Source organism: Pseudomonas sp. GXZC (genome assembly GCF_026967615.1).
GTDB classification, from domain to species: domain Bacteria; phylum Pseudomonadota; class Gammaproteobacteria; order Pseudomonadales; family Pseudomonadaceae; genus Aquipseudomonas; species Aquipseudomonas azotoformans_A.
The window spans coordinates 1,432,990-1,452,028 of sequence record NZ_CP114115.1; the positions used below are offsets into that span (position 1 = coordinate 1,432,990).

A 19,039-nucleotide genomic window follows, 5' to 3' on the forward strand; every position below is an offset into this window, starting at 1 on the left:
AGAGGGCACTGCAATGAGGTGGCGCCACACGTTCCAAACCCGCATCGCCGGGGTGCTGGCGCTGTTACTGCTGGTGGTGGTCGGCGCCACCTATTTCGCCGTCAAGACCGCCACCACCCGCGCCGTGGAAAACCAGGCGCAAGTCCAGTTGCAAACCGGCAGCCAAGTGTTCGAGCGCCTCATCGACCTGCGCGGTCGGCGCTTGCAATACGGGCTCGACTGGCTGACCGTCGACCTCCCGTTCAAACAAGCCGTGGCCGAAGGCAAGACCGTGCCGATTCTGGCTGCGTTGCGTCGCCACGGCACGGGCATCCGTTCCAGCGAGGTCTTCGTACTGGACCTGGACGGCAAGGTCATGGTCAGCACCTTGCCCATCCTCACGCGCGGCCAACCGTTCCCCTATGACGATGCCCTGCGCCATGCCCGGCGCACGGGCCTGCAGATGCTGATCGTGGCCTTGGACGGACGGCCGTATCTGTTGGTGCAGGATGAAGTGCTCGACGAGTTGCCCATCGCACGCATCGTCATGGGCTTTCCCATGGACAAGCTGTTCGCCAATGAGCTGCGTTCCATGAGCAATCTGGAGGTGTCGTTCCTCAGCGTGCAAAACGGCATCCCCGGCCCGCTGTACAGCACGCAGCCGGATGCTTACCAGGCCGCCACTCTCAGCCTGTTGCGCGAAGGGCATGTCGACCCCGAGCCGAAAATTCACTTGTTCTATGGCCAGCGGGTACTCAGCCAGGTGCTGCCGCTGGCCAACACCGACGATGGCGATGAAGTGCGCGTGCTGCTGCAAAGCCCACTCGACCATGCCCTGGAATCCTTTGCGCCGCTGGACCGGCAGTTCCTCGGGATTGCCCTGGCAGTGCTGCTGGTGTCGTTGGCCGGCGCGCTGTTTCTGGCGCGACGGGTATCGCGCCCGCTCAATGCCCTGGTGCAGGCGGCCGAGCGTATCGGTGCCGGTGATTACCGCACACCGGTGCGAGTACGCAGCCACGATGAATTCGGCTTGCTGGCCCGCGCCTTCAATGCCATGCAAAGCGGCATTGCCGTGCGCGAGCGGCAGTTGGCGCATAACGCCCTGCACGATCCATTGACCGGTTTGCCCAACCGCGCCCTGGCCATGGAGCGCCTGGGCAGTGCGATCAGTGCGCGACGGCCGGTGGTGTTGCTGTACGTCGGCATCGAAAATTACCGGGTGATCAACGAAGGTTTCGGCCCTGAAGGCGTTGAAGAGATGCTGCGCGAAGCCAGCCGCTGCTTGTCCATGAGCCTCTTGGCCAGTGATACGGCGGCGCGTATCGCTGGCAGCGAGTTCCTGTTGTTACTGGAAAATACTGAGGTTGATCGCGCCGTGGCCCGCGCGGACCGTCTCTACGCGCTGCTCACCGAGCCGCAGCGCATCGGCCATGACGAGCTGCGCCACGAAGTGAGCATCGGCATCGCCGCCTACCCGGCCGACGGCCAGCAAGTGGAAGAGTTGATCAGCCGCGCCGCCATCGCTCGGCATGACGCCGCCAGCCTGCCGGGGCATTTGCAGATCTACCAGCAGGACCGCGACCTGGCCCACCAACGTCAGATCACCCTGATCCGTGACCTGCGTCGAGCGGCCATCGAGGGTGAGTTGTTCCTGTGCTACCAGCCCAAACTCGACCTCAAGCATGGCCACGTACGCCAGGCCGAAGCCTTGTTGCGCTGGCAGCACCCGACCCTCGGCCAGGTGTCTCCGGCAGAGTTCATCCCCTTGGCCGAACGCACTGGCAGCATGGGCAGCCTGACCCTGTGGGTGATTGAAGAAGCCATCCGCCAGATCGCCGAGTGGTCGCAGCGCGGCATGCTGATCCAGCTGTCGGTGAATATCTCGGTGGATGATTTGGCTGATGATGACCTGGCGATTCGTGTCACTGCGCTGTTGATGCAATATCAGGTGGACGCCGAGCAACTGATTTTCGAGATCACCGAAAGCGCGATCATGCACAACCCACAACAGGCCCTCAGTGTGTTGGAGCAGTTGCGCGGCTGCGGCATCAGTTTGTCGGTGGATGACTTCGGCACCGGCTATTCATCCCTCGCGCAATTGCAGCGCCTGCCGGTGCAGGAGTTGAAGATCGACCAGTCCTTCATACGTAACCTCAACAACACCAGTGGCGACGGGGTGATCGTGCGCTCCACCATCGAGATGAGCCACAACCTTGGGCTCAAGGTCGTCGCCGAGGGCGTGGAATTCGCCCCCAGCTTGAAGCTGCTCAAACAGTGGAATTGCGACACCGCGCAGGGCTACCTGATCAGTCGGCCCTTGAATGCCATGGCGTTCGAGATGTGGATGCGTCGCGAACGGGTGCCGATCTAGATAAGCCCTTCCCATCGACTACAGAATTTTGAGACGGGGTCGATAATCTCTACAGAGCCTGACCGGTTGCATAGGTTTTTGCCGACCGGCGGTCATGTATTGATGCATGTCCAGTGATGGCAATTGGCCTTATTTACGTCATCATGCTCGCAGTTCAATGCTGTTGTGCCAAGGCTGGCCGCTCTTTTAGCCCTTTTCTGCGGATCGACCATGGCTCGGATTTTCTCTCTGTTATCCCTTGCTGCGCTGTTGCTGGCGGCGGCCGGCCTTGTGCCTGCGGCGACGCTTGAGGTGTTGGCTTACCAGGCCGATGGCCGCCCGGTGACCGATGCTGTGGTGACCGTGTGGGGCCCGGTTGGTGCGCCCGAGGGTGTGCTCAAGGCGGATATGGACCAGCGCGGCCAACGCTTCGCGCCCCATGTGTTGGCCGTGCATACCGGCACGCAGGTGCGCTTCCCCAACAGCGACAACATTCGTCATCAGGTCTATTCGTTTTCCACCGCCAAGCGCTTTGAGCTGCGGCTATACGAGGGCACGCCATCCGACCCGCTGCTGTTCGACAAGCCCGGGGTCGTGGTGTTGGGCTGCAATATCCATGATTGGATGCTCGGCTATATCTACGTGACCGAGGATCCTCGCTTCGGTGTCAGCGATGCCGAGGGACGCGTGCGCCTGGAGCAACTGCCGGCCGGTGACTACCACCTGACCCTGTGGCACCCGCAGTTGGCGGGTATGCAACCGCTGGACGGCGGTACCTTGAAAATCCCCGCTGCGGGCCTGAGCCATCGGGTTTCAATGAGCCTGGAGCCTGCGTCCGCGGATCTGCCGCCGACGCCTAGCGCCTTTGGTGATGCCTTCAATCGAGCCGCCCGTGAAACTGCGCAGTAGTTTCCAGGCGCGTGTCGCCAGTGTGCTGATCCTGCTGTCGCTGGTGGTGATCGGCGCGCTGTATTTCAGCGTCAAGGCGGCGACCCGCTCGGCGGTACACGGCCAGGCCCTGTCCCAGTTGGAAGTGGGTACGCGGGTGTTCGAGCGCTTGCTCGATGTTCGTGGTCGGCGCCTGGCTGACGGCGTTCAGCTGTTGGCCGCCGACTTCGGTTTTCGCGATGCGGTCGCCAGTGGCGATTCGGCGACGATGCGCTCGGTGCTGCTCAACCACGGCAAGCGCATCAACGCCAGCGACATGATCCTGCTGGGCATGGACGGCAAAGTCCTGGCCAGCACCCTGGAGGAAGTCCCGGAGGGCTCGACCTTTCGTTACGACCAGGCGTTGCGCGAAGCACGACGCAATCGCCAGGCGATGTTGATGGTGCCGTTGCAAGGCGAGCCGCATCTGTTGGTGGAGGCTTCGGTGCTGGCGCCATTGCCGATTGCGCGGGTGGTGATGGGTTTCAGCATGGACGCAGCGTTTGCCGATGAGCTGCGTTCGTTGAGCAACCTGGAAGTCTCGTTCCTGGCGATTGACCACGACCGCCCTGGCGAGTTGGTCAGCACCCAGCCACAGGTGCTGCGCGAGAGCATCAGTGTGTTGATGCAAGGCGACTCGACGCGCCGTGGCGTGTCGACCACCGATCATCTTGAACACAGCTTTCTCAGTCAGTCGTTGGTCCTGGCCAGCGATGAAAACGGCAAAGTCCTGGCCTTGCTGCAAAGTCCGCTGGACGCGGCGATGCAGGCGTTTGTGCCGCTGGATGAAAAGATCCTTGGGATAGCCTTGGTCGCGCTGATAGCGTCTCTGGTCGGTGCCTTGCTGCTGGCCCGTACGGTGTCGCGTCCGGTGCAGGCGCTGGCGTTGGCGGCCGAGCGTATCCGCAGCGGCGACTACCAGACCCCGGTCGTGCTGGCGCGCAGTGATGAATTGGGGCGTCTGGCGCTGGCGGTCAACACCATGCAAAGCGGGATTGCCGAGCGTGAACAACAGCTGGCGCACAACGCCCTGCATGATCGTCTCACCGGCCTGCCAAATCGCGCACTGGCGATGGAGCGCCTGGGCAGTGCGATTGCCCTGCAACGACCGATGGCGCTGATTTACCTGGGCATCGACAACCTGCGCGCCGCCAGCGAAGCCGCCGGCCCCGAAGCCGTGGACCAATTGCTGTTGACGGTGAGCCAGCGCCTGCAGGCGGCGCTGCGCCCCGGCGACACCTTGGCGCACCTGATTGCCGATGAGTTCCTGCTGCTGCTGGAAGGCGCGGGCAGTGACGAGGCGGTGGGCATGGCTGACAAACTTCAGCAACTGTTGCTGCGTCCCCAGCGCATCAATGGCCATGACCTGGCGTTGGATTGCCGCCTGGGCATCGCGGCCTACCCGGCCGATGGCGAAAGTCCCCAAACCTTGCTGGAACGCGCGGCCATCGCCATGAAAGATGCCGCGCAAATGCCGGGGCGCTTGCAGATCTACGAGCAGGGCCGCGACTTGGCACACCGCCGCCAGATCACTCTGATCCGCGACCTGCGCCACGCGCCTAACCAGGGCCAACTGCTGCTGCACTACCAGCCCAAACTGGATATTCGCCAGGGCCACGTGCGCCAGGCCGAAGCCCTGTTGCGCTGGCAACACCCGCAATTTGGCATGGTCTCGCCCGCGGAGTTCATCCCCTTGGCCGAGCGCTCGGGCAGCATCCAGTTGCTGACCCAATGGGTGATCGAAGAGGGCATTCGCCAGTTGTGCGAATGGAACCGGCGTGGCCTGTCGCTACAGTTGTCGCTGAACATCTCGGCCGACGATCTGCTCGGCGATGAACTGGCCCACCGCGTGTCGGCGTTGTTGCGTCGCTACGGCTTGCCAGCGGAACAGCTGTTGTTCGAAATCACTGAAAGCGCGGTGATGCGCGAGCCGGAAAAAGCCCTCAAGGTACTCAACTTGCTGCGCGACTGCGGTATCGGCCTGTCGGTGGACGACTTCGGCACCGGTTATTCGTCATTGGCGCACCTCAAGCGCCTGCCGGTGCAAGAGTTGAAGATCGACCAATCCTTTGTGCGCAACCTCGATGAAACCAGTGAAGACGCGGTGATCGTGCGCTCCACCATCGAGATGAGCCACAACCTGGGCCTCAAGGTGGTCGCCGAGGGCGTTGAGTACGCCCACAGCCTGCGCTTGCTGGAGCGTTGGCAGTGCGACACGGCCCAGGGTTACCTGATCAGTCGGCCTTTGAGTGCCGACGCCTTCGAAGCCTGGGTGGCCTTGCCCCTCAGTGCGCAAACTTCCCTGGTTCATTGAGTGGCATGACGGTGCGTGTTTCTTTTCTGATCGGTTGCCTTGGTGCACTGACCCTGCAAACGGCGTGGGCCGATAACGGCCGTCTGATTGCCACGGGTGGCGCCAGCAGCATTGAAGGTACGGCGGGCGGCGGGATCACGCCGTGGGCGCTGCTGGCCGGGTATGGCGAACAGCACGAGTGGGGCGCCACGGCGTTTGCCACCACGGTCAACCTGCCGGACTATCGGCTGGACGTGGCCGGGTTGGCGCTGGCGTATGACAACCGCGTCGAAGTGTCTTTCGCCCGCCAGCGTTTTGACCTCGGCACGCTGGTGCACACGCTCAATCTGCCCGAAGACAATCTCGGCCAGGACGTGCTGGGCCTCAAGGTGCGACTGTTTGGCGACGTGATCTACGACGATTTGCCCCAAGTGTCCCTGGGCTTGGAATACAAGCACCAGACCAACTTCGACATCCCGAAGTTGGTGGGCGCCAAGCGTGACAGCGACGTTGAAGGCTACCTCGCCGCCAGCCGCCTGTTCATGGGCGCCGCGTTTGGCTACAACGTGCTGGTCAACGGCAGCCTGCGCTACAGCCGGGCGAATGAAACCGGTTTGCTTGGCTTTGGCGGTGACCGCCGCGACAGCCGCAGCCTGCTCAAGGAAGGCTCGCTGGCGTTGCTGCTCAACCCGCGCTGGGCGGTGGGCGTGGAGTACCGCGAGAAGCCCGACAACCTGTCGTTTGCCGGCGAGAGTGATTGGGCGGATGTGTTTGTCGGCTACTTTCCCAACAAGCATGTGTCGTTCGTATTGGCCTACGCACGCCTGGGCGAAATCGCCACGCTGGATAACCAGAACGGTACCTACCTGTCTGTGCAGGGGAGTTTCTGATGCGTTGGCTGCCTGTGGTGTTCGTCATGCTGCTCAGTGCCTGCGCTCAGCAACCGCCCAAGGACGACAGCCTGTACCGCGACCTCGGCGCCATGCCGGGTATCACGCGTATCGTTGAGGGCATGCTGCTCAACATCGCCCGCGATGAACGTATCGTCGAACGCTTCCGGCGCATTGATATACAGCGCCTGCGGAACAAATTGATCGAGCAGTTCTGTGTGGAAGCGGGCGGGCCGTGCACTTACACCGGGGATAGCATGGCCGAGAGTCACAAGGGGCAGAATGTGAGCCGCAGTGACTTCAATGCGTTGGTGGAGGATTTGATCAAGGCGATGGACAGCGAGGGAATCTCGGTGCCGGTGCAAAACCGTCTGATTGCACGGTTGGCCGTGATGCGTGGGGATGTGATCGAACACTGACCCCAAGAAAAAGGCGGCGACCTGTTGAGGGGCGCCGCCTTTTTTACCGCCAGTAAAGCTTATTCCGGCAGTTTGAACGCCATCACGTAGTCACCCTGTTTGGTGCCCAGGGAACCGTGACCGCCGGCCATGACCAGCACGTATTGCTTGCCGTCTTTACCGGTGTAGGTCATCGGGGTGGTTTGCGCGCCGGCTGGCAGGCGGCCTTCCCACAGTTGCTTGCCGTTTTTCACGTCATAGGCACGCAGGTACTGGTCCAGGGTGCCGCTGAGGAACGCCACGCCACCGGCGGTGGTGAAGGTGCCGCCCAGGCTAGGCACGCCCATGGTCAACGGGATCGGAACCGGCGCGCTGTCACGCACGGTGCCGTTCTTGTGCATCCAGATGGTTTTATGGGTGGTCAGGTCGACCGCTGCCACATAACCCCACGCCGGTGCCTGGCACGGCAGGCCCATTGGCGACAGCATGGCTTCGAGGATCACGCCGTACGGCGCGCCTTTGTTCGGCTGCACGCCTTCGGTTTCGCTGACGCGTGGACCTTGCTTGGCAATGTCGGCGGCCGGGATCAGCTTGGATTTGAACGCCATGTAGCTCGGGTTCACGAACGCGATCTGGCGCACCGGGTCGACGGAAATGCCACCCCAGTCGAACACGCCGAAGTTACCTGGGTAAACGATCGAACCTTGCAGCGAAGGTGGTGTGAAGGCCCCGTCGTAGCGCATGGATTTGAAATCGATGCGGCACAGCAGTTGGTCGAACGGCGTCACACCCCACATGTCACGCTCTTTGAGCGGCGGTGGCATGAAGTTCAGGTCGGACTTCGGTTGGGTTGGCGAAGTGTGATCGCCAGCCACTGCGCCCTGCGGTACAGCGACTTCGTGGATCGGCACCACAGGCTGGCCGGTTGCACGGTCCAGCACGTAGATGCTGCCTTGCTTGGTCGACGCCATCACCGCCTGCTTCACGCCGGCTTCGGTCTTGATGTCGATCAGCGACGGCTGGCCGCCCACGTCCATGTCCCACAGGTCATGGTGAGTGAACTGGAAGGTCCACTTCACGTGGCCGCTGTCGATGTCCAGGGCGGTCAGGCCGGCGCTGTATTTTTCCGAATCTTCGGTACGGTCGCCGCCGTATTGGTCGGGCATCTGGTTGCCCATCGGCAGGTAGAGCATGCCGAGTTTTTCATCCACGGCGAACATGGACCACATGTTCGGCGAGTTGCGGGTGTAGGTCTTGCCTTCGGCCAACGGGGTGGTGTCGTCCGGGTTGCCGCTGTCCCAGTTCCACACCAGCTTGCCGGTGTGCACGTCGAACGCGCGGATCACGCCGCTCGGCTCGTCGGTAGAGACGTTGTCGGTGACGTGGCCGCCGATCACGACCAGGTTTTTGGTCACGGCCGGTGGCGAGGTGGAGTAGTAACCGCCTGGGGCGAAACCACCAATGTTGGCTCGCAGGTCGACCTGGCCTTTGTCACCGAAGTCTTCGCACATCTTGCCGGTGTCGGCGTTGAGGGCGATCAGACGGGTGTCGGCGGTCGGCACGAAGATGCGTTTCGGGCAGGCATTCGGTGCGGCAGCCGGGCTGGCGCTGCCGGTCGGGCTCTGCTCGGAAGCGTAGGCGGCGTCATCGTGATACGACACGCCACGGCAGGTCATGTGGGCCCAACCCTTGAAGTTCTCGGCACCCATGCTGCTGATCTTCGGATCGAAGCGCCAGATTTCCTTGCCGGTGTCCGGGTCCAGCGCAATCACTTGGCTGTGCGGCGTGCACACGTAAAGCATGCCGTTGACTTTCAGCGGGGTGTTTTCTGCGGTGGTTTCGCCTGGATCGTTCGGGCCAGGAATGTCACCGGTGCGATACGTCCACGCCGGCACCAGCTTGTGGGCGTTTTCCGGAGTGATCTGCGCCAGTGGCGAGTAGCGATCGCCGTAGGCCGAACGGCCGTAGGAGTTCCAGTCGCCATCCGCCTGGGACGGTGCAGCGCTGGCCATGCCAGGGACTGCGTCGCGGTCGAGTTGGCCGGTCTTGACCATTTCACCGGGGTTGGTGAACTGGCTGGCCAGGGCGGTAGCACCCGCCAGCACCACGGCCACGCTCAGCGCGCCAGTGCCCAGCGGGGCAGGTTGGCCACGCAGCAACGGACGGCGAAACCACGGCAGCAGCATGACGATGCCCAAGGCGAACAGCAGCGCCAGGCGCGGCACCAACTGCCACCAATCCAGGCCGACTTCCCACAAGGCCCACACGGTGCTGGCAAACAGCACCAGTGCGTACAGGCCCAGCGCGGCGCGACGGGTGGCCAGCAACAGGATGCCGGTCAGGGTGATGCCGATACCGGCCAGCAGGTAATACAGCGACCCGCCAAGCATCGTCAGCTTGATACCCCCGGCCAGCAAGGCCAGGCCCATGATCAGAAGCAAGACGCCGAGCAGCCTGGGCAGCAGGCGGCTAGGGCTCGAAGCACCATCAGTGCTCATAGTGTGTTTCTCCGTGACGTTGGAATTATGTATCCCCGTGTTTCTTCACTGTAGATGACGATTCGACACGGGCTTGGTTCAGCGTTAATTCGGTTTTTCTGGGGATAAGTGGGGTTATCCACAGACGGGCGATTTATCCCCAGGCGCAGGTCGATATAAGACAGCGCTGTCTTTGGCAGAGGGGGAATTCGGCAAGATGGGGTCGACCGCGGAAGTGAAACGTTTCAGTTTGTTGCGGGCAAGGATAAAGGGAGTTGTCTTGGAGAGAAAGGACGAATCGCGATATGCATCATTTCTGAATTGGTAACAGTGATTGTGGTGAGCGGGCTTGCCCCGCGTTGGGCTGCGCAGCAGCCCCAATACCTAAGCTGGGATGTGCCTGAAACAACGAGGTGGCGTTATTAGGGCGGCTTCGCCACCCAGCGCGGGGCAAGCCCGCTCACCACAACAAGCCCGCTCACCACAGTGAGTAAGCGGGCTTCCTTTGAATGGGTTGAGCTTTAGAAAGTGGTTCGCACGCCGAACTGCACACTCCGCCCCGGCGCCGGCGCAATATCCCGCAGGATCGAGCTGGCATACCGCACCGTCTGGTTGGTCAGGTTTTCACCGTTCACAAACGCCAACCACTGGCTGCCACCCATGTTGAAGCGATAACCCGCGCTCGCTCCCAAGGTGGTGTAGCCATCGGTGCCGCTCTCGTTATCCGGCACACGGCCTTGGCCCGCCGCATGTTCCACGTCGATGCGTGCCTGCCAGCGGTCCAGTTCCCACAGCAAGCCGCTGTTCAAGCGCAGCGGTGCAATACGCGGCAAGGCTTCGCCGGTGTCCAGGTTGGTGGCGCGGGTGTAGTCGCCCGACAGTTCCAAGGCAAACTTGCCGTAGGCGCTTTCGCCAAGCTTCCAGTGATCCTGGGCTTCAAAGCCGGCGAAACGGGCGCGCACGCCAGAGTATTTGTACTCAGGGATGCCGCCGGCGTCTTCTTCACCTTCATCGTTCAGCGTGCGACCGCTGCCCAACAGGCCTATGTAATTGGAGAAGCGGCTGTAGAAAACGCCGAAGCTGCCCTTGTGAGTGCCGTTGTCAAAGCGCAGCGCCAGGTCGCTGGACACGGCTTTTTCTTTCTTCAGGTTGGCATCGCCCAGCTCGTAGGTGCCGGTGGCAACGTGGGCGCCGTTGGCGTACAGCTCGTAGAACGTCGGTGCGCGTTCGGTGTAGCCCAGGGTCGCGGCCAGGGACCAGACTGGCGTGAGGGTGTACACCGCACCGGAAGACAGGCTGCCGGCGGTGAAATCGTTGGATTTGTCGGCCCCGGCAAAACGCGCGTTGCCCTTGGCGTCCGGGTCGACGCTGGTGTGTTCCAGGCGTCCGCCGAGGCTGAGTTTCAGGCGTTCGGTGGCCTGCATTTCTTCGAGGATGAACAGCGCGCCAGCCGTGGTGTCGGTCTGCGGTACGAAGGCTTCTTCACCGAGGGCCGAGAATTCATTGCGGGTGACTTGGGCACCGACCACGCCATCGAGCGGGCCAATCGGCTGGTGACGGGCTTCAACGCGGGCTTCGTAGCCTTTGTTCTTGAAGATCGTGCCGGTTTCGCCGCCTTCGATTTCGCGGTGTTCGTAGTCGGTGTAACCCGCGTCGAGTTTTACCGAGGTAAACGGGCCTTGCAGGTTGCGGATCTCCGAGGCGAAGGCGTAGTGATCCTGCTTCATGCGGATGCGCACGTCCTGCTCGGCCGGGGAGCCGTAGTTCGCGTCGTAATTGCTGTAGGACAAACCAGCATAACCGTCGTCCCAGGTGTAGGAACCGCCCACGGCACCACCGTCCTGGCGCCCGTCGCTGTTACCCAGACGGCCGTTTTTACCCGGTGCGTCGTCGCTTTCTGGTGCGTGACGGCTGCGGGCCTGGCCGGGGATTTTCAGGTCGTTGAATTCCCGCGCATTCGCATCCAGGTGCAAGGCAAAGGTGCCGTTGCCGGCTTCCAGCCTGCCCGCGCTGCTGCGGGTGGTGTCGGCGCCGCCGTAGCGCAGTTCACCGGCACCGTGGATGCCTTCGATGGCTTCGGTCGGGATGCGGTTGTCGAAGGTGTTGACCACGCCGCCAATGGCGCTGCCGCCATACAAAAGCGCCGCCGGGCCGCGCACGATTTCAATGCGGTCGACGTTGACCGGGTCCAGCGGCACCGCGTGGTCGTAGGACAGCGACGAAGCATCCAGCGCGCCCACGCCATTGCGCAGGATGCGAATGCGGTCGCCGTCCTGGCCCCGGATGATCGGCCGGCTGGCGCCTGGGCCAAAGTACGAAGAGGACACACCCGGCTGCTTGTTGAGGGTCTCGCCGAGGCTGCCTTTTTGTTGCAGGGTCAGGTCATCGCCTTCCAGCACGGTGGTGGGCGAGGCGAGCTGTTCGCTGCCCAACGGGTTGCCGGTGATGACTTGGGGTTGCAGCTCAAGCGCGTGGGCTTCGGAGCCGATCAACAGGGCGGCGGCAAGCGGGGACAAGCGCCAGAGAGAAGAGAGGGACATCGGACACATTCCTTGGCAAAACGACTAAAAGATTTGAAAGTTATAGTTACAATATAACATCTCTTTTTCGTTGAGAACGGGAACTTTTTTCTTCGTGCTAAAGTGAGCGGCTGTATTTCTACTTTTTTGCAAAAGGCCTGGCATGACCGCGACAAGCAACGACCCACTTCACGGCGTGACCCTGCAACACGTCCTCACCACTCTGGTGGAACACTACGAATGGGAAGGCCTGGCCGAGCGCATTGATGTCCGCTGTTTCAAGAGCGACCCCAGCATCAAGTCGAGCCTCACGTTCCTGCGCAAAACTCCGTGGGCGCGGGAGAAAGTCGAAGGTCTGTACGTAAAACTGATGCGCACCAAACGCCCGCTGGATTGATTCGATGAAGCGGTTCGTGGCAGCAGCGGCGCTGGCCGGTTGGGCGGGGTTGGCGATCCAGCAATACCTGATTCTCTATTCGCGCTGGGAATCCGGTGCCAGCCTGTTGGGCGGGTTGATCAACTTTTTCAGCTTCTTCACCGTGCTCACCAACACCCTGGCGGTGGTGGTGTTGAGCTATGCGCGGGTGAGCCGTGATTCCCCTGCGAAGCGGTTTTTCCTCGCGCCGGTGATCAGCAGCGGCATCGCCGTGAGCATCCTGGTGGTAGGCCTGGCGTACAACCTGCTGCTGCGCCATTTGTGGCAGCCCGAAGGCTTCCAGTTCATCGCCGATGAGTTGCTGCACGACGTGATGCCGGTGCTGTTTTTCATCTACTGGTGGCGGTGTGTGCCCAAGGGCGATTTACGCTTGAAGCACATCGGCGGTTGGGTGATTTACCCGCTGGTGTACTTCGCTTACGCACTGTTGCGGGGGGATCTGCTCGGGCAGTATCAGTACCCGTTCATTGACGTGAGCACCCTCGGCTATCCACAGGTGTTTGTGAATGCCGGGGGGATTTTGCTGGGCTTTGTGCTGATCGCGTTGGCGGTGGTGGGGCTGGATAAGCTGATCAAGCCCCGGCGCTGATCATTCCTCTTCGCTGCCATCGGCACGCCAGTAACCCACGGCCTTGAGGTAGTCTTCATTGACCTGATGCGTGTCCAGCAGCACACGGCGCACACGGCGTGACAACTTGGTTTCGGTCGCCACGAAGCTGTATAGCGAGCCACTCGGCAGCGTCAGTTTTTGCACGGTGTCGAGCAGGTCATCCTGGCCACGGATCACCCAGATCACTTCAACATCGGCAGCGCTTTGCAGCGGCTGCTTTTCTTGCGCATTGGCGATCTCAATCACCGCCAGCACCTTACGCCCCGCCGACAATTCTTCCAGGCGCCGCGCGATGGCGGGCAGGGCGGTTTCATCGCCGATCAGCAAGTAGCTGTCGAAGATATCCGGCACGATCAACGAGCCCCGTGGCCCGCCGATGTACAGGTGCTGGCCGACCTGCACCTGCTCGGCCCAGGTGGACGCGGGGCCATCGCCGTGGAGCACGAAGTCGATATCCAGTTCGCCGATGCTCAGGTCAAAGCGACGCGGCGTGTAGTCGCGCATGGCCGGCTGCGGGCCGTCGCCCTTGATGGTGAAGGTCGGGCTTTCCAGTGCAGCCTGCTCGGCGGCGTTCTGTGGGAACAGCAGCTTGATGTGATCGTCGGCCCCCAGGCTGACAAACCCCGCCAGCTCAGGCCCGCCCAGGGTGATGCGACGCATGCGTGGCGTGATATCGACCACCCGCAACACTTGCAGGCGGCGACGTTTGATTTCGTGGGTAACGCGATGGATGACTTGAGTATTCATTGGTCTTTCCCGTCGGCAATGGCTTGAGCGGTGCGATTGAGCAGCGCCGCGACACGAACGATTTCTTCCGGGCTCCAGCGCCCGTGGTGCGAGTGCAGGGCATGACGCAGGTTGTGCACCGCCTCGTGGATCTCCGGTGGGCGGTCATGGCCGCGCAGTGAACGCTTGCTCACGTCGATGCGCATGCGTACGCCGTCCAGGGCGACCGCTTGCTCGCTTAAGAAGAGACGACCGGCGTCGGTGATTGTGTAGCGTTTTTTTCCGCCATCGGCGTCGCCCTGGATCAAATCGCTTTCTTCCAGGAAGGTCAGGGTCGGGTAGATCACGCCGGGGCTGGGGGTGTATGCGCCGTCGAACAGGCTTTCGATCTGGCGGATCAAGTCGTAGCCGTGGCAAGGCTGTTCGGCGATCAGCGCCGGCAGCAGCAGTTTCAAATCGCCGGGTGCAAATACCCGGGGGCCGCGACCGCGGCCTGCGCGCGGGTCAAAGCCGTCGCGCTGGTGAGGATGGTCTCGCATGGGTAGGCGCCTCTGTGTGTGTCTAGATATAACGTAAGATATATCTTAGATGGCTGGCAAGAGCGCCCGACGGACGGCATGCCGTCTCGCCGGTGTTCGCGCATGACGACGAGATAAACTAGAGCAACTACTCAAGTTAAGCATTAAGTGGGTTAAGTCTAATAAATGCAGTTGTTTTTTATTGGGTGTAATCCTATTCTTACGGATAAGAATGCAACTAAAACATTCTCATTTAGTCTCGCGTAGTCTTTGTCTTACAGCTATATTTTAAGTTTTGGCAAAATGCCATAACTTTCCTATCAGTTGTAGTGTTACAAGGCTACGCAACTAAGTGAATTCGCCTGCTTACTTTAAAGAGCGTGAGCTGGATACTTGCCTGGCGTTGAACAAGTCGCTGACTTGCAATGCAAATAGTTGGAAAATATGTCGTTTTTCAACTGCTTCTAAGAACCCCTCTTTAGATGACAGGTAATCACCATGTTCAAGACACTCGCCGTAGCTGTCCCATTCGTTGCGGCCGCCCTGAGTTCCTCCATTGCCATGGCTGCCGATGACGCGCGTTCGTCCATCAGCATCACGGCCGATATTCCAACCAAGCAGTTTCACGCGCAGCCTCGTGACCCGAACTTCGGTAAAGACGAGACCATGAACTACAACCCTGTCAGCGGTGAACTCAGTTCCCTGCGGGCAACCTTCGATGTGAAAAACACCGACGGTTCGGTCAATGCCTACATCGAAGGCGGCCCAACCGCCGCTGCGCTGTACAACGGTTCGGACAGCATTGCTCTGACCAACACCTTCAACGGTGTGGTCCTGACCGGCACTTCGCAGGAAGTGGTCGATGATCCGCAGTCCACGCCCGGTACCCAGGCTGACCTGGTGATCGCTCCGGCTCGCCCGGCAGACACCCAGAACGGCCTGTACACCGCCAGCTACACCGTGATCTTCGACGCAGTACCACGTTGATTCCAGCGGGTGCGTAACCCCCAGGCCGCCCTGGCCATGGGGGCATGAAAAGACCGGCCGGCGCCTTCCTCCCCGAACGCCGGCCTGGTTCAACCGTCCCGACTGTCCGTACCGACGAGTATTCCGTCCATGTTTTCGATGACGCCAATTGCGGGCGCGCTTGCGCTGTTGCTGTGCGCCAGTGCGCTGGCCGCGCCAGCGACCCCCGGCACCACGCCCGGCAGTCTGTTATCTCAGTCCAAGGGACTGCCGGCAGAGTTTGAACAACACTTTTTCGATGTGCCATTGGCCGTGCGCGTGGAACTGGATCAACAGTTCCTGGGCGAAGCCATGATTGTATTAGGGCGCGATGATCGTATTACCCTGCTGCAATTCAATGATATCGGCGACAGCCCCGTCTCTGCCACAATCCGTGCAACTTGGGAGCAACTTCTGCAACAAGGCCTGTCGCTGGGAAGTTGCCAGCAAAGTTGCCCGTCGCAACTGTTGGCTGTGCACTACAGCTTGGAAAATTCGTTGGTGTCAATCCTGACCGAAAACGTCGAGCGCAGCGCACAGATCAAACAGTTTTATGATCAACCGGAGACCGGCAGCCTGGGGCTGATCGTCAATAATCAATTGAATATTACGGGTGGCGAGAACGAAGCCGTCGGCGGACGTTACGGTGTCGTCGCCAGTTCCAGTCTCGGCAACTGGACCCAGGCCATGAACCTGCAGTTGTCGCGTATCGGGGGCACCGACACCACGCTGTATCACGCCATGCACGAGCTTTACACCCAGCGTGAATTGGAAGGCAACTTCGTGCGCCTGGGCTATTTCACTCCCGGCTCCAACGGCCTGACCCGGCAGATCCGCTCGTTCGGCGCCAACCCCGACACCGCCATGGGGGTGATGTACGGCAGTTCCGACAGCCTGGTGATCAACAACCCCAAGCCCAGCGTGTACCCGGTGTATGTCACCGCCAGCCGCCAAGCGTCGGTGGAGATCTACCGTGCCGGCCTGCTGATCAATACGCAGCCGGTCGCCGCCGGCCTGCAAACCCTGGATACGCGGCCCTTGCCCGGCGGTATCTACGAAGTGGAAGTGCGCCTGATCGAAGACGGCCTCACCACCTCCACCACCCAGGAGCTGATCTACAAGCCCAACAACTGGCGCAACCTCGACGAGCGTTGGCGCTACAACACCTTTGTCGGGCGCGAAAGCAAACTGCTGAGCAACTGGGATGAGCAGTCCAGCGGGTTCCTGACCTACGGCGCCGGCCTCAATTACTTGGCGCATCCACGGGTGATCCTTGGCCTGTCGACGCGCAAAGTGCGTGAAGCCATGCAATACGGCACCTCCATCGACTGGACCCTGGGCAACAGCCTCAGCCTGTATGCCAACGTCTACCAGACCCAAAACCACGGTACCGGCCTGGACCTGCAAACCCTGTACAGCTATGGCACGGGCAGCGTGGTGTTCAGCCACAACCGCAGCTGGCTCGACACCACCAATACCTATGAAGTGCTGCCGGACGGCACGCGTGTGCGGCAGCGCAACGTGTTTATCGGCCAGACCAGCAACTCATCGTTGTCACTCAACCATCGACTAAGCAACACCAGTTCGATCAACTCGCGGCTGTCCTACAGCCAAGGCAACATTGAAGGGATGGGCCTGGATGTGGGCTGGACCGAACGCGGCACGTTCTTTGGCAGCGATGCCAACTGGCGCCTCTCGGTATTCGACCGGCCCGCCACCGCGAGCACTGGCGACAACCGCAACCGTGGCGTCGACCTCAGTGTCAGCGTGGCCCTCGGTTCACCGGGCGAGCAGTGGAGCGCCAGTATTGGTACGCGCACCGCCCGCGACGGCACCCGTGATAACAACGGTTCGCTCACCTATACCAAAAACCTTGAAGACCACGTGCTGCAAAGCGTCTCCGGCACGGTGCTGGCCGACACCTACGGCGTCGGGCTGGCGGGTCGTGCCAGCTTCCAGAGCGACGCGCTCTACGGCGACACTTATGCGCAGCGCTCGTCGTTCAACGGGCGTTTGTCCGGTGGGCTGAACCTTAGTAGCACGGTGGCGGTGGGCGGCAGCGCGCTGGCCTTGAGCAGCCAACCCCAGGGCGGCGGTGCCGGGATGATTGTGGACGTCGAAACCGACCTCGACGACATCACCCTGCGCGCCGATGACTTGACCGGCGGCAGCACGCGCCTGCGGCCAGGGCGCAATTTTGTACCGATCACCGCCTACAAGAACAGCACCCTCGCGTTCGACTTCGAAGGCAACCATCCACCGGCGGCCAACATTCAACCGCCACGCAGCAACTACCACCTGAACAAGGGCGGCGTGGAGTACCGAAAAGTCAGTGTGATGAAAACCGTGACCGTGCTCGGGCGCCTGGTGGATGAAACCGGCCAGCCGCTCAGGGGCCATCAGGTGATCAACCACGCCAGCCGTGCGGTGAGTGAGGTGGATGGTTTCTTCTCGATGGAAATGACCGCCAGCGCGCCGACCCTGGAAGTACGCCACGCCAACCAGTTGCTGTGCCAGTTCCGCTTGGACCCCAGCACGGCGCGGCGGGAAAGCGATGTGTTGATGATCGGCGATCTGCGTTGCACGCCGGACACCTTGGCGGATATCGCCGTCGCCCATCGCGCGGCGGGTTGAGCACATGTTTTGGAGCCACTCAGTGAAGACGCTTTATCGGTTTTTAGCAGGCGCGTTGCTGGCGCTGACGGCAGCACAGGTGTACGCGGGGAATGTGGAGGTGCGCGCTGAGTTTCGGCCCAACCCTGCCAACCCGATGGTCAACCGCTTCAAGAACGTGACGCCCAGTGCCGGTTATTGCGCTTATTTCTACGCATTTTGTGATCCGCGTGGGTTGTTCAGTTTGCTTATGCCAATAGGACCGGCCCGCCAGACAATCGGCGGGCCGATACTGGCCAATCATCCCGACCCGCGCCAAGGCGCCTACCTCAAGGTGCCTTCAGACTGGCGCAACGTCACAGTAACCAATGATCAGGGCGACGACTCGCAGCTGGAGGTGCGTATTGCCGGGATCGGCGGTCGGGCAGACCATTACGGTGATGTCGTGAAAATTACCGGCGGTGGCAATTACAACCATTTGTGGAGCTACGGCCGCTGGAGCAGCGCGCCGCCTCCTTGCCAGCATACCGGTGGCCTCAACGGCACCAGTTATTGGGTGTGGTTTTTCTGGCTGGTGCCGGAAAACGCCGGCGCGTGCGCCACTCAAGCCAAGTTCGACCTGACGCAGTTCGACTACGCCCACCTCGAATTCGCGTACGAGCTGCGTACCCCCAACCCATTGGCCATGCCCGCCGGGACCTATCGCGGCAGCCAGATGTACACCGTAGGCCCCGGCAAGGACTTCGACTTTGGCGACAACGTACTGCCTAAAGAGAACCTGGCCGTGATCGACTTCGTGCTGGACGTCGACCACATCCTCAAAGTTGAAATTCCTCCAGGCGGCAACCGCATCCTGCTCGAACCCCAAGGCGGCTGGCAGGCCTGGCTGCAGAACGGGCGAAAACCCAGCCGGCTGTTCCGCGACCAGAACATCAACCTGTGGACCAGTTCGGCCTTCAAGATGACCCTCGAATGCCCCGAGCCCCTTGGCAACACCTGCAGCGTGCGCAATGCGGCAGGCGTGCAGGTGCCGTTGGACATTGCGGTGACGCTGCCCAATGGCATGAGCGACGGCGCCGGGCGCCCGGTCAACCGCTTGCCCCTGCGCCTGGACGGCAGTGGCACCGAGCTGTTCCAGCCCACGCAATACATTGACCGCAAACCCAGCACCCTGCATTTCGAAATCAAGGCCGACGTTGTCGAGCAGATGCTCGACCACCCCGGCAGCACCTTCTCCGGCACCGTCACCGTGGTCTGGGATTCACAAGTTTGAAGCGCTTTTACATGAGGTTGAGTGA

The 19,039-nt window shown here is 61.4% G+C and carries 14 protein-coding genes; 10 read left to right on the plus strand and 4 right to left on the minus strand.

Annotation, left to right across the window (positions count from 1 at the left end; translation table 11 throughout):
• The first annotated feature begins 13 nt into the window (after positions 1-13).
• From OZ428_RS06735 to OZ428_RS06755, 5 genes are all read left to right on the plus strand, one after another.
• The gene (locus tag OZ428_RS06735) at positions 14-2,350 is read left to right on the plus strand and encodes a putative bifunctional diguanylate cyclase/phosphodiesterase (RefSeq protein WP_269132943.1); all 2,337 of its coding nucleotides are present in this window, start codon (positions 14-16) and stop codon (positions 2,348-2,350) included.
• Positions 2,351-2,560: 210 nt separating this feature from the next.
• A complete protein-coding gene (locus OZ428_RS06740) occupies positions 2,561-3,238 on the plus strand; it encodes a methylamine utilization protein (protein WP_269132944.1) in 678 nt (225 codons plus the stop codon).
• Complete coding sequence (locus OZ428_RS06745) at positions 3,222-5,570, plus strand: putative bifunctional diguanylate cyclase/phosphodiesterase (protein ID WP_133074541.1); 2,349 nt, start codon at positions 3,222-3,224, stop codon at positions 5,568-5,570. The genes OZ428_RS06740 and OZ428_RS06745 overlap by 17 nt, the downstream gene beginning before the upstream one ends.
• Positions 5,571-5,575: 5 nt before the next feature.
• The gene (locus OZ428_RS06750; RefSeq protein ID WP_269132945.1) at positions 5,576-6,439 is read left to right on the plus strand and encodes a DUF3034 family protein; all 864 of its coding nucleotides are present in this window, start codon (positions 5,576-5,578) and stop codon (positions 6,437-6,439) included.
• Entirely contained in the window at positions 6,439-6,858 is a 420-nt protein-coding gene (locus OZ428_RS06755) for a group I truncated hemoglobin (protein ID WP_269132946.1), read from the plus strand. The genes OZ428_RS06750 and OZ428_RS06755 overlap by 1 nt, the downstream gene beginning before the upstream one ends.
• A 59-nt stretch (positions 6,859-6,917) precedes the next feature.
• On the opposite strand, the gene OZ428_RS06760 is transcribed toward OZ428_RS06755, so the two are convergent.
• The gene (locus OZ428_RS06760; RefSeq protein ID WP_133074538.1) at positions 6,918-9,335 is read right to left on the minus strand and encodes a glucose/quinate/shikimate family membrane-bound PQQ-dependent dehydrogenase; all 2,418 of its coding nucleotides are present in this window, start codon (positions 9,333-9,335) and stop codon (positions 6,918-6,920) included.
• A 500-nt stretch (positions 9,336-9,835) separates the two neighbouring features.
• Positions 9,836-11,854, minus strand: a complete 2,019-nt coding sequence (locus tag OZ428_RS06765) for a TonB-dependent receptor (protein ID WP_133074537.1) — start codon at positions 11,852-11,854, stop codon at positions 9,836-9,838.
• A 142-nt stretch (positions 11,855-11,996) separates the two neighbouring features.
• Between OZ428_RS06765 and OZ428_RS06770 the strand changes: the two genes are divergently transcribed.
• Entirely contained in the window at positions 11,997-12,230 is a 234-nt protein-coding gene (locus tag OZ428_RS06770; protein WP_016977534.1) for a VF530 family DNA-binding protein, read from the plus strand.
• A gap of 4 nt (positions 12,231-12,234) precedes the next feature.
• The gene (locus OZ428_RS06775; protein WP_269132947.1) at positions 12,235-12,858 is read left to right on the plus strand and encodes a Pr6Pr family membrane protein; all 624 of its coding nucleotides are present in this window, start codon (positions 12,235-12,237) and stop codon (positions 12,856-12,858) included.
• Here OZ428_RS06775 and OZ428_RS06780 read toward each other — a convergent pair whose 3' ends face one another.
• Together OZ428_RS06780 and OZ428_RS06785 are read right to left on the minus strand one after the other, a co-directional pair.
• Positions 12,859-13,626 carry a siderophore-interacting protein gene (locus tag OZ428_RS06780; protein ID WP_133074535.1) on the minus strand — a complete coding sequence of 256 codons (768 nt, stop codon included), beginning with the start codon at positions 13,624-13,626 and terminating at the stop codon, positions 12,859-12,861. It abuts the gene before it with no gap.
• A complete protein-coding gene (locus OZ428_RS06785) occupies positions 13,623-14,144 on the minus strand; it encodes a PadR family transcriptional regulator (RefSeq protein ID WP_049709805.1) in 522 nt (173 codons plus the stop codon). The genes OZ428_RS06780 and OZ428_RS06785 overlap by 4 nt, the downstream gene beginning before the upstream one ends.
• Before the next feature lie 477 nt (positions 14,145-14,621).
• Here OZ428_RS06785 and OZ428_RS06790 point away from each other — a divergent pair, with 477 nt between their 5' ends.
• The 3 genes from OZ428_RS06790 (at position 14,622) to OZ428_RS06800 (ending at position 19,014) form a co-directional block, all read left to right on the plus strand.
• The gene (locus OZ428_RS06790) at positions 14,622-15,110 is read left to right on the plus strand and encodes a CS1 type fimbrial major subunit (protein ID WP_133074534.1); all 489 of its coding nucleotides are present in this window, start codon (positions 14,622-14,624) and stop codon (positions 15,108-15,110) included.
• A gap of 129 nt (positions 15,111-15,239) precedes the next feature.
• Positions 15,240-17,762, plus strand: a complete 2,523-nt coding sequence (locus tag OZ428_RS06795) for a CS1-pili formation C-terminal domain-containing protein (protein WP_269132948.1) — start codon at positions 15,240-15,242, stop codon at positions 17,760-17,762.
• A 22-nt stretch (positions 17,763-17,784) separates the two neighbouring features.
• A complete protein-coding gene (locus tag OZ428_RS06800; protein ID WP_269132949.1) occupies positions 17,785-19,014 on the plus strand; it encodes a hypothetical protein in 1,230 nt (409 codons plus the stop codon).
• Positions 19,015-19,039: the final 25 nt, after the last annotated feature.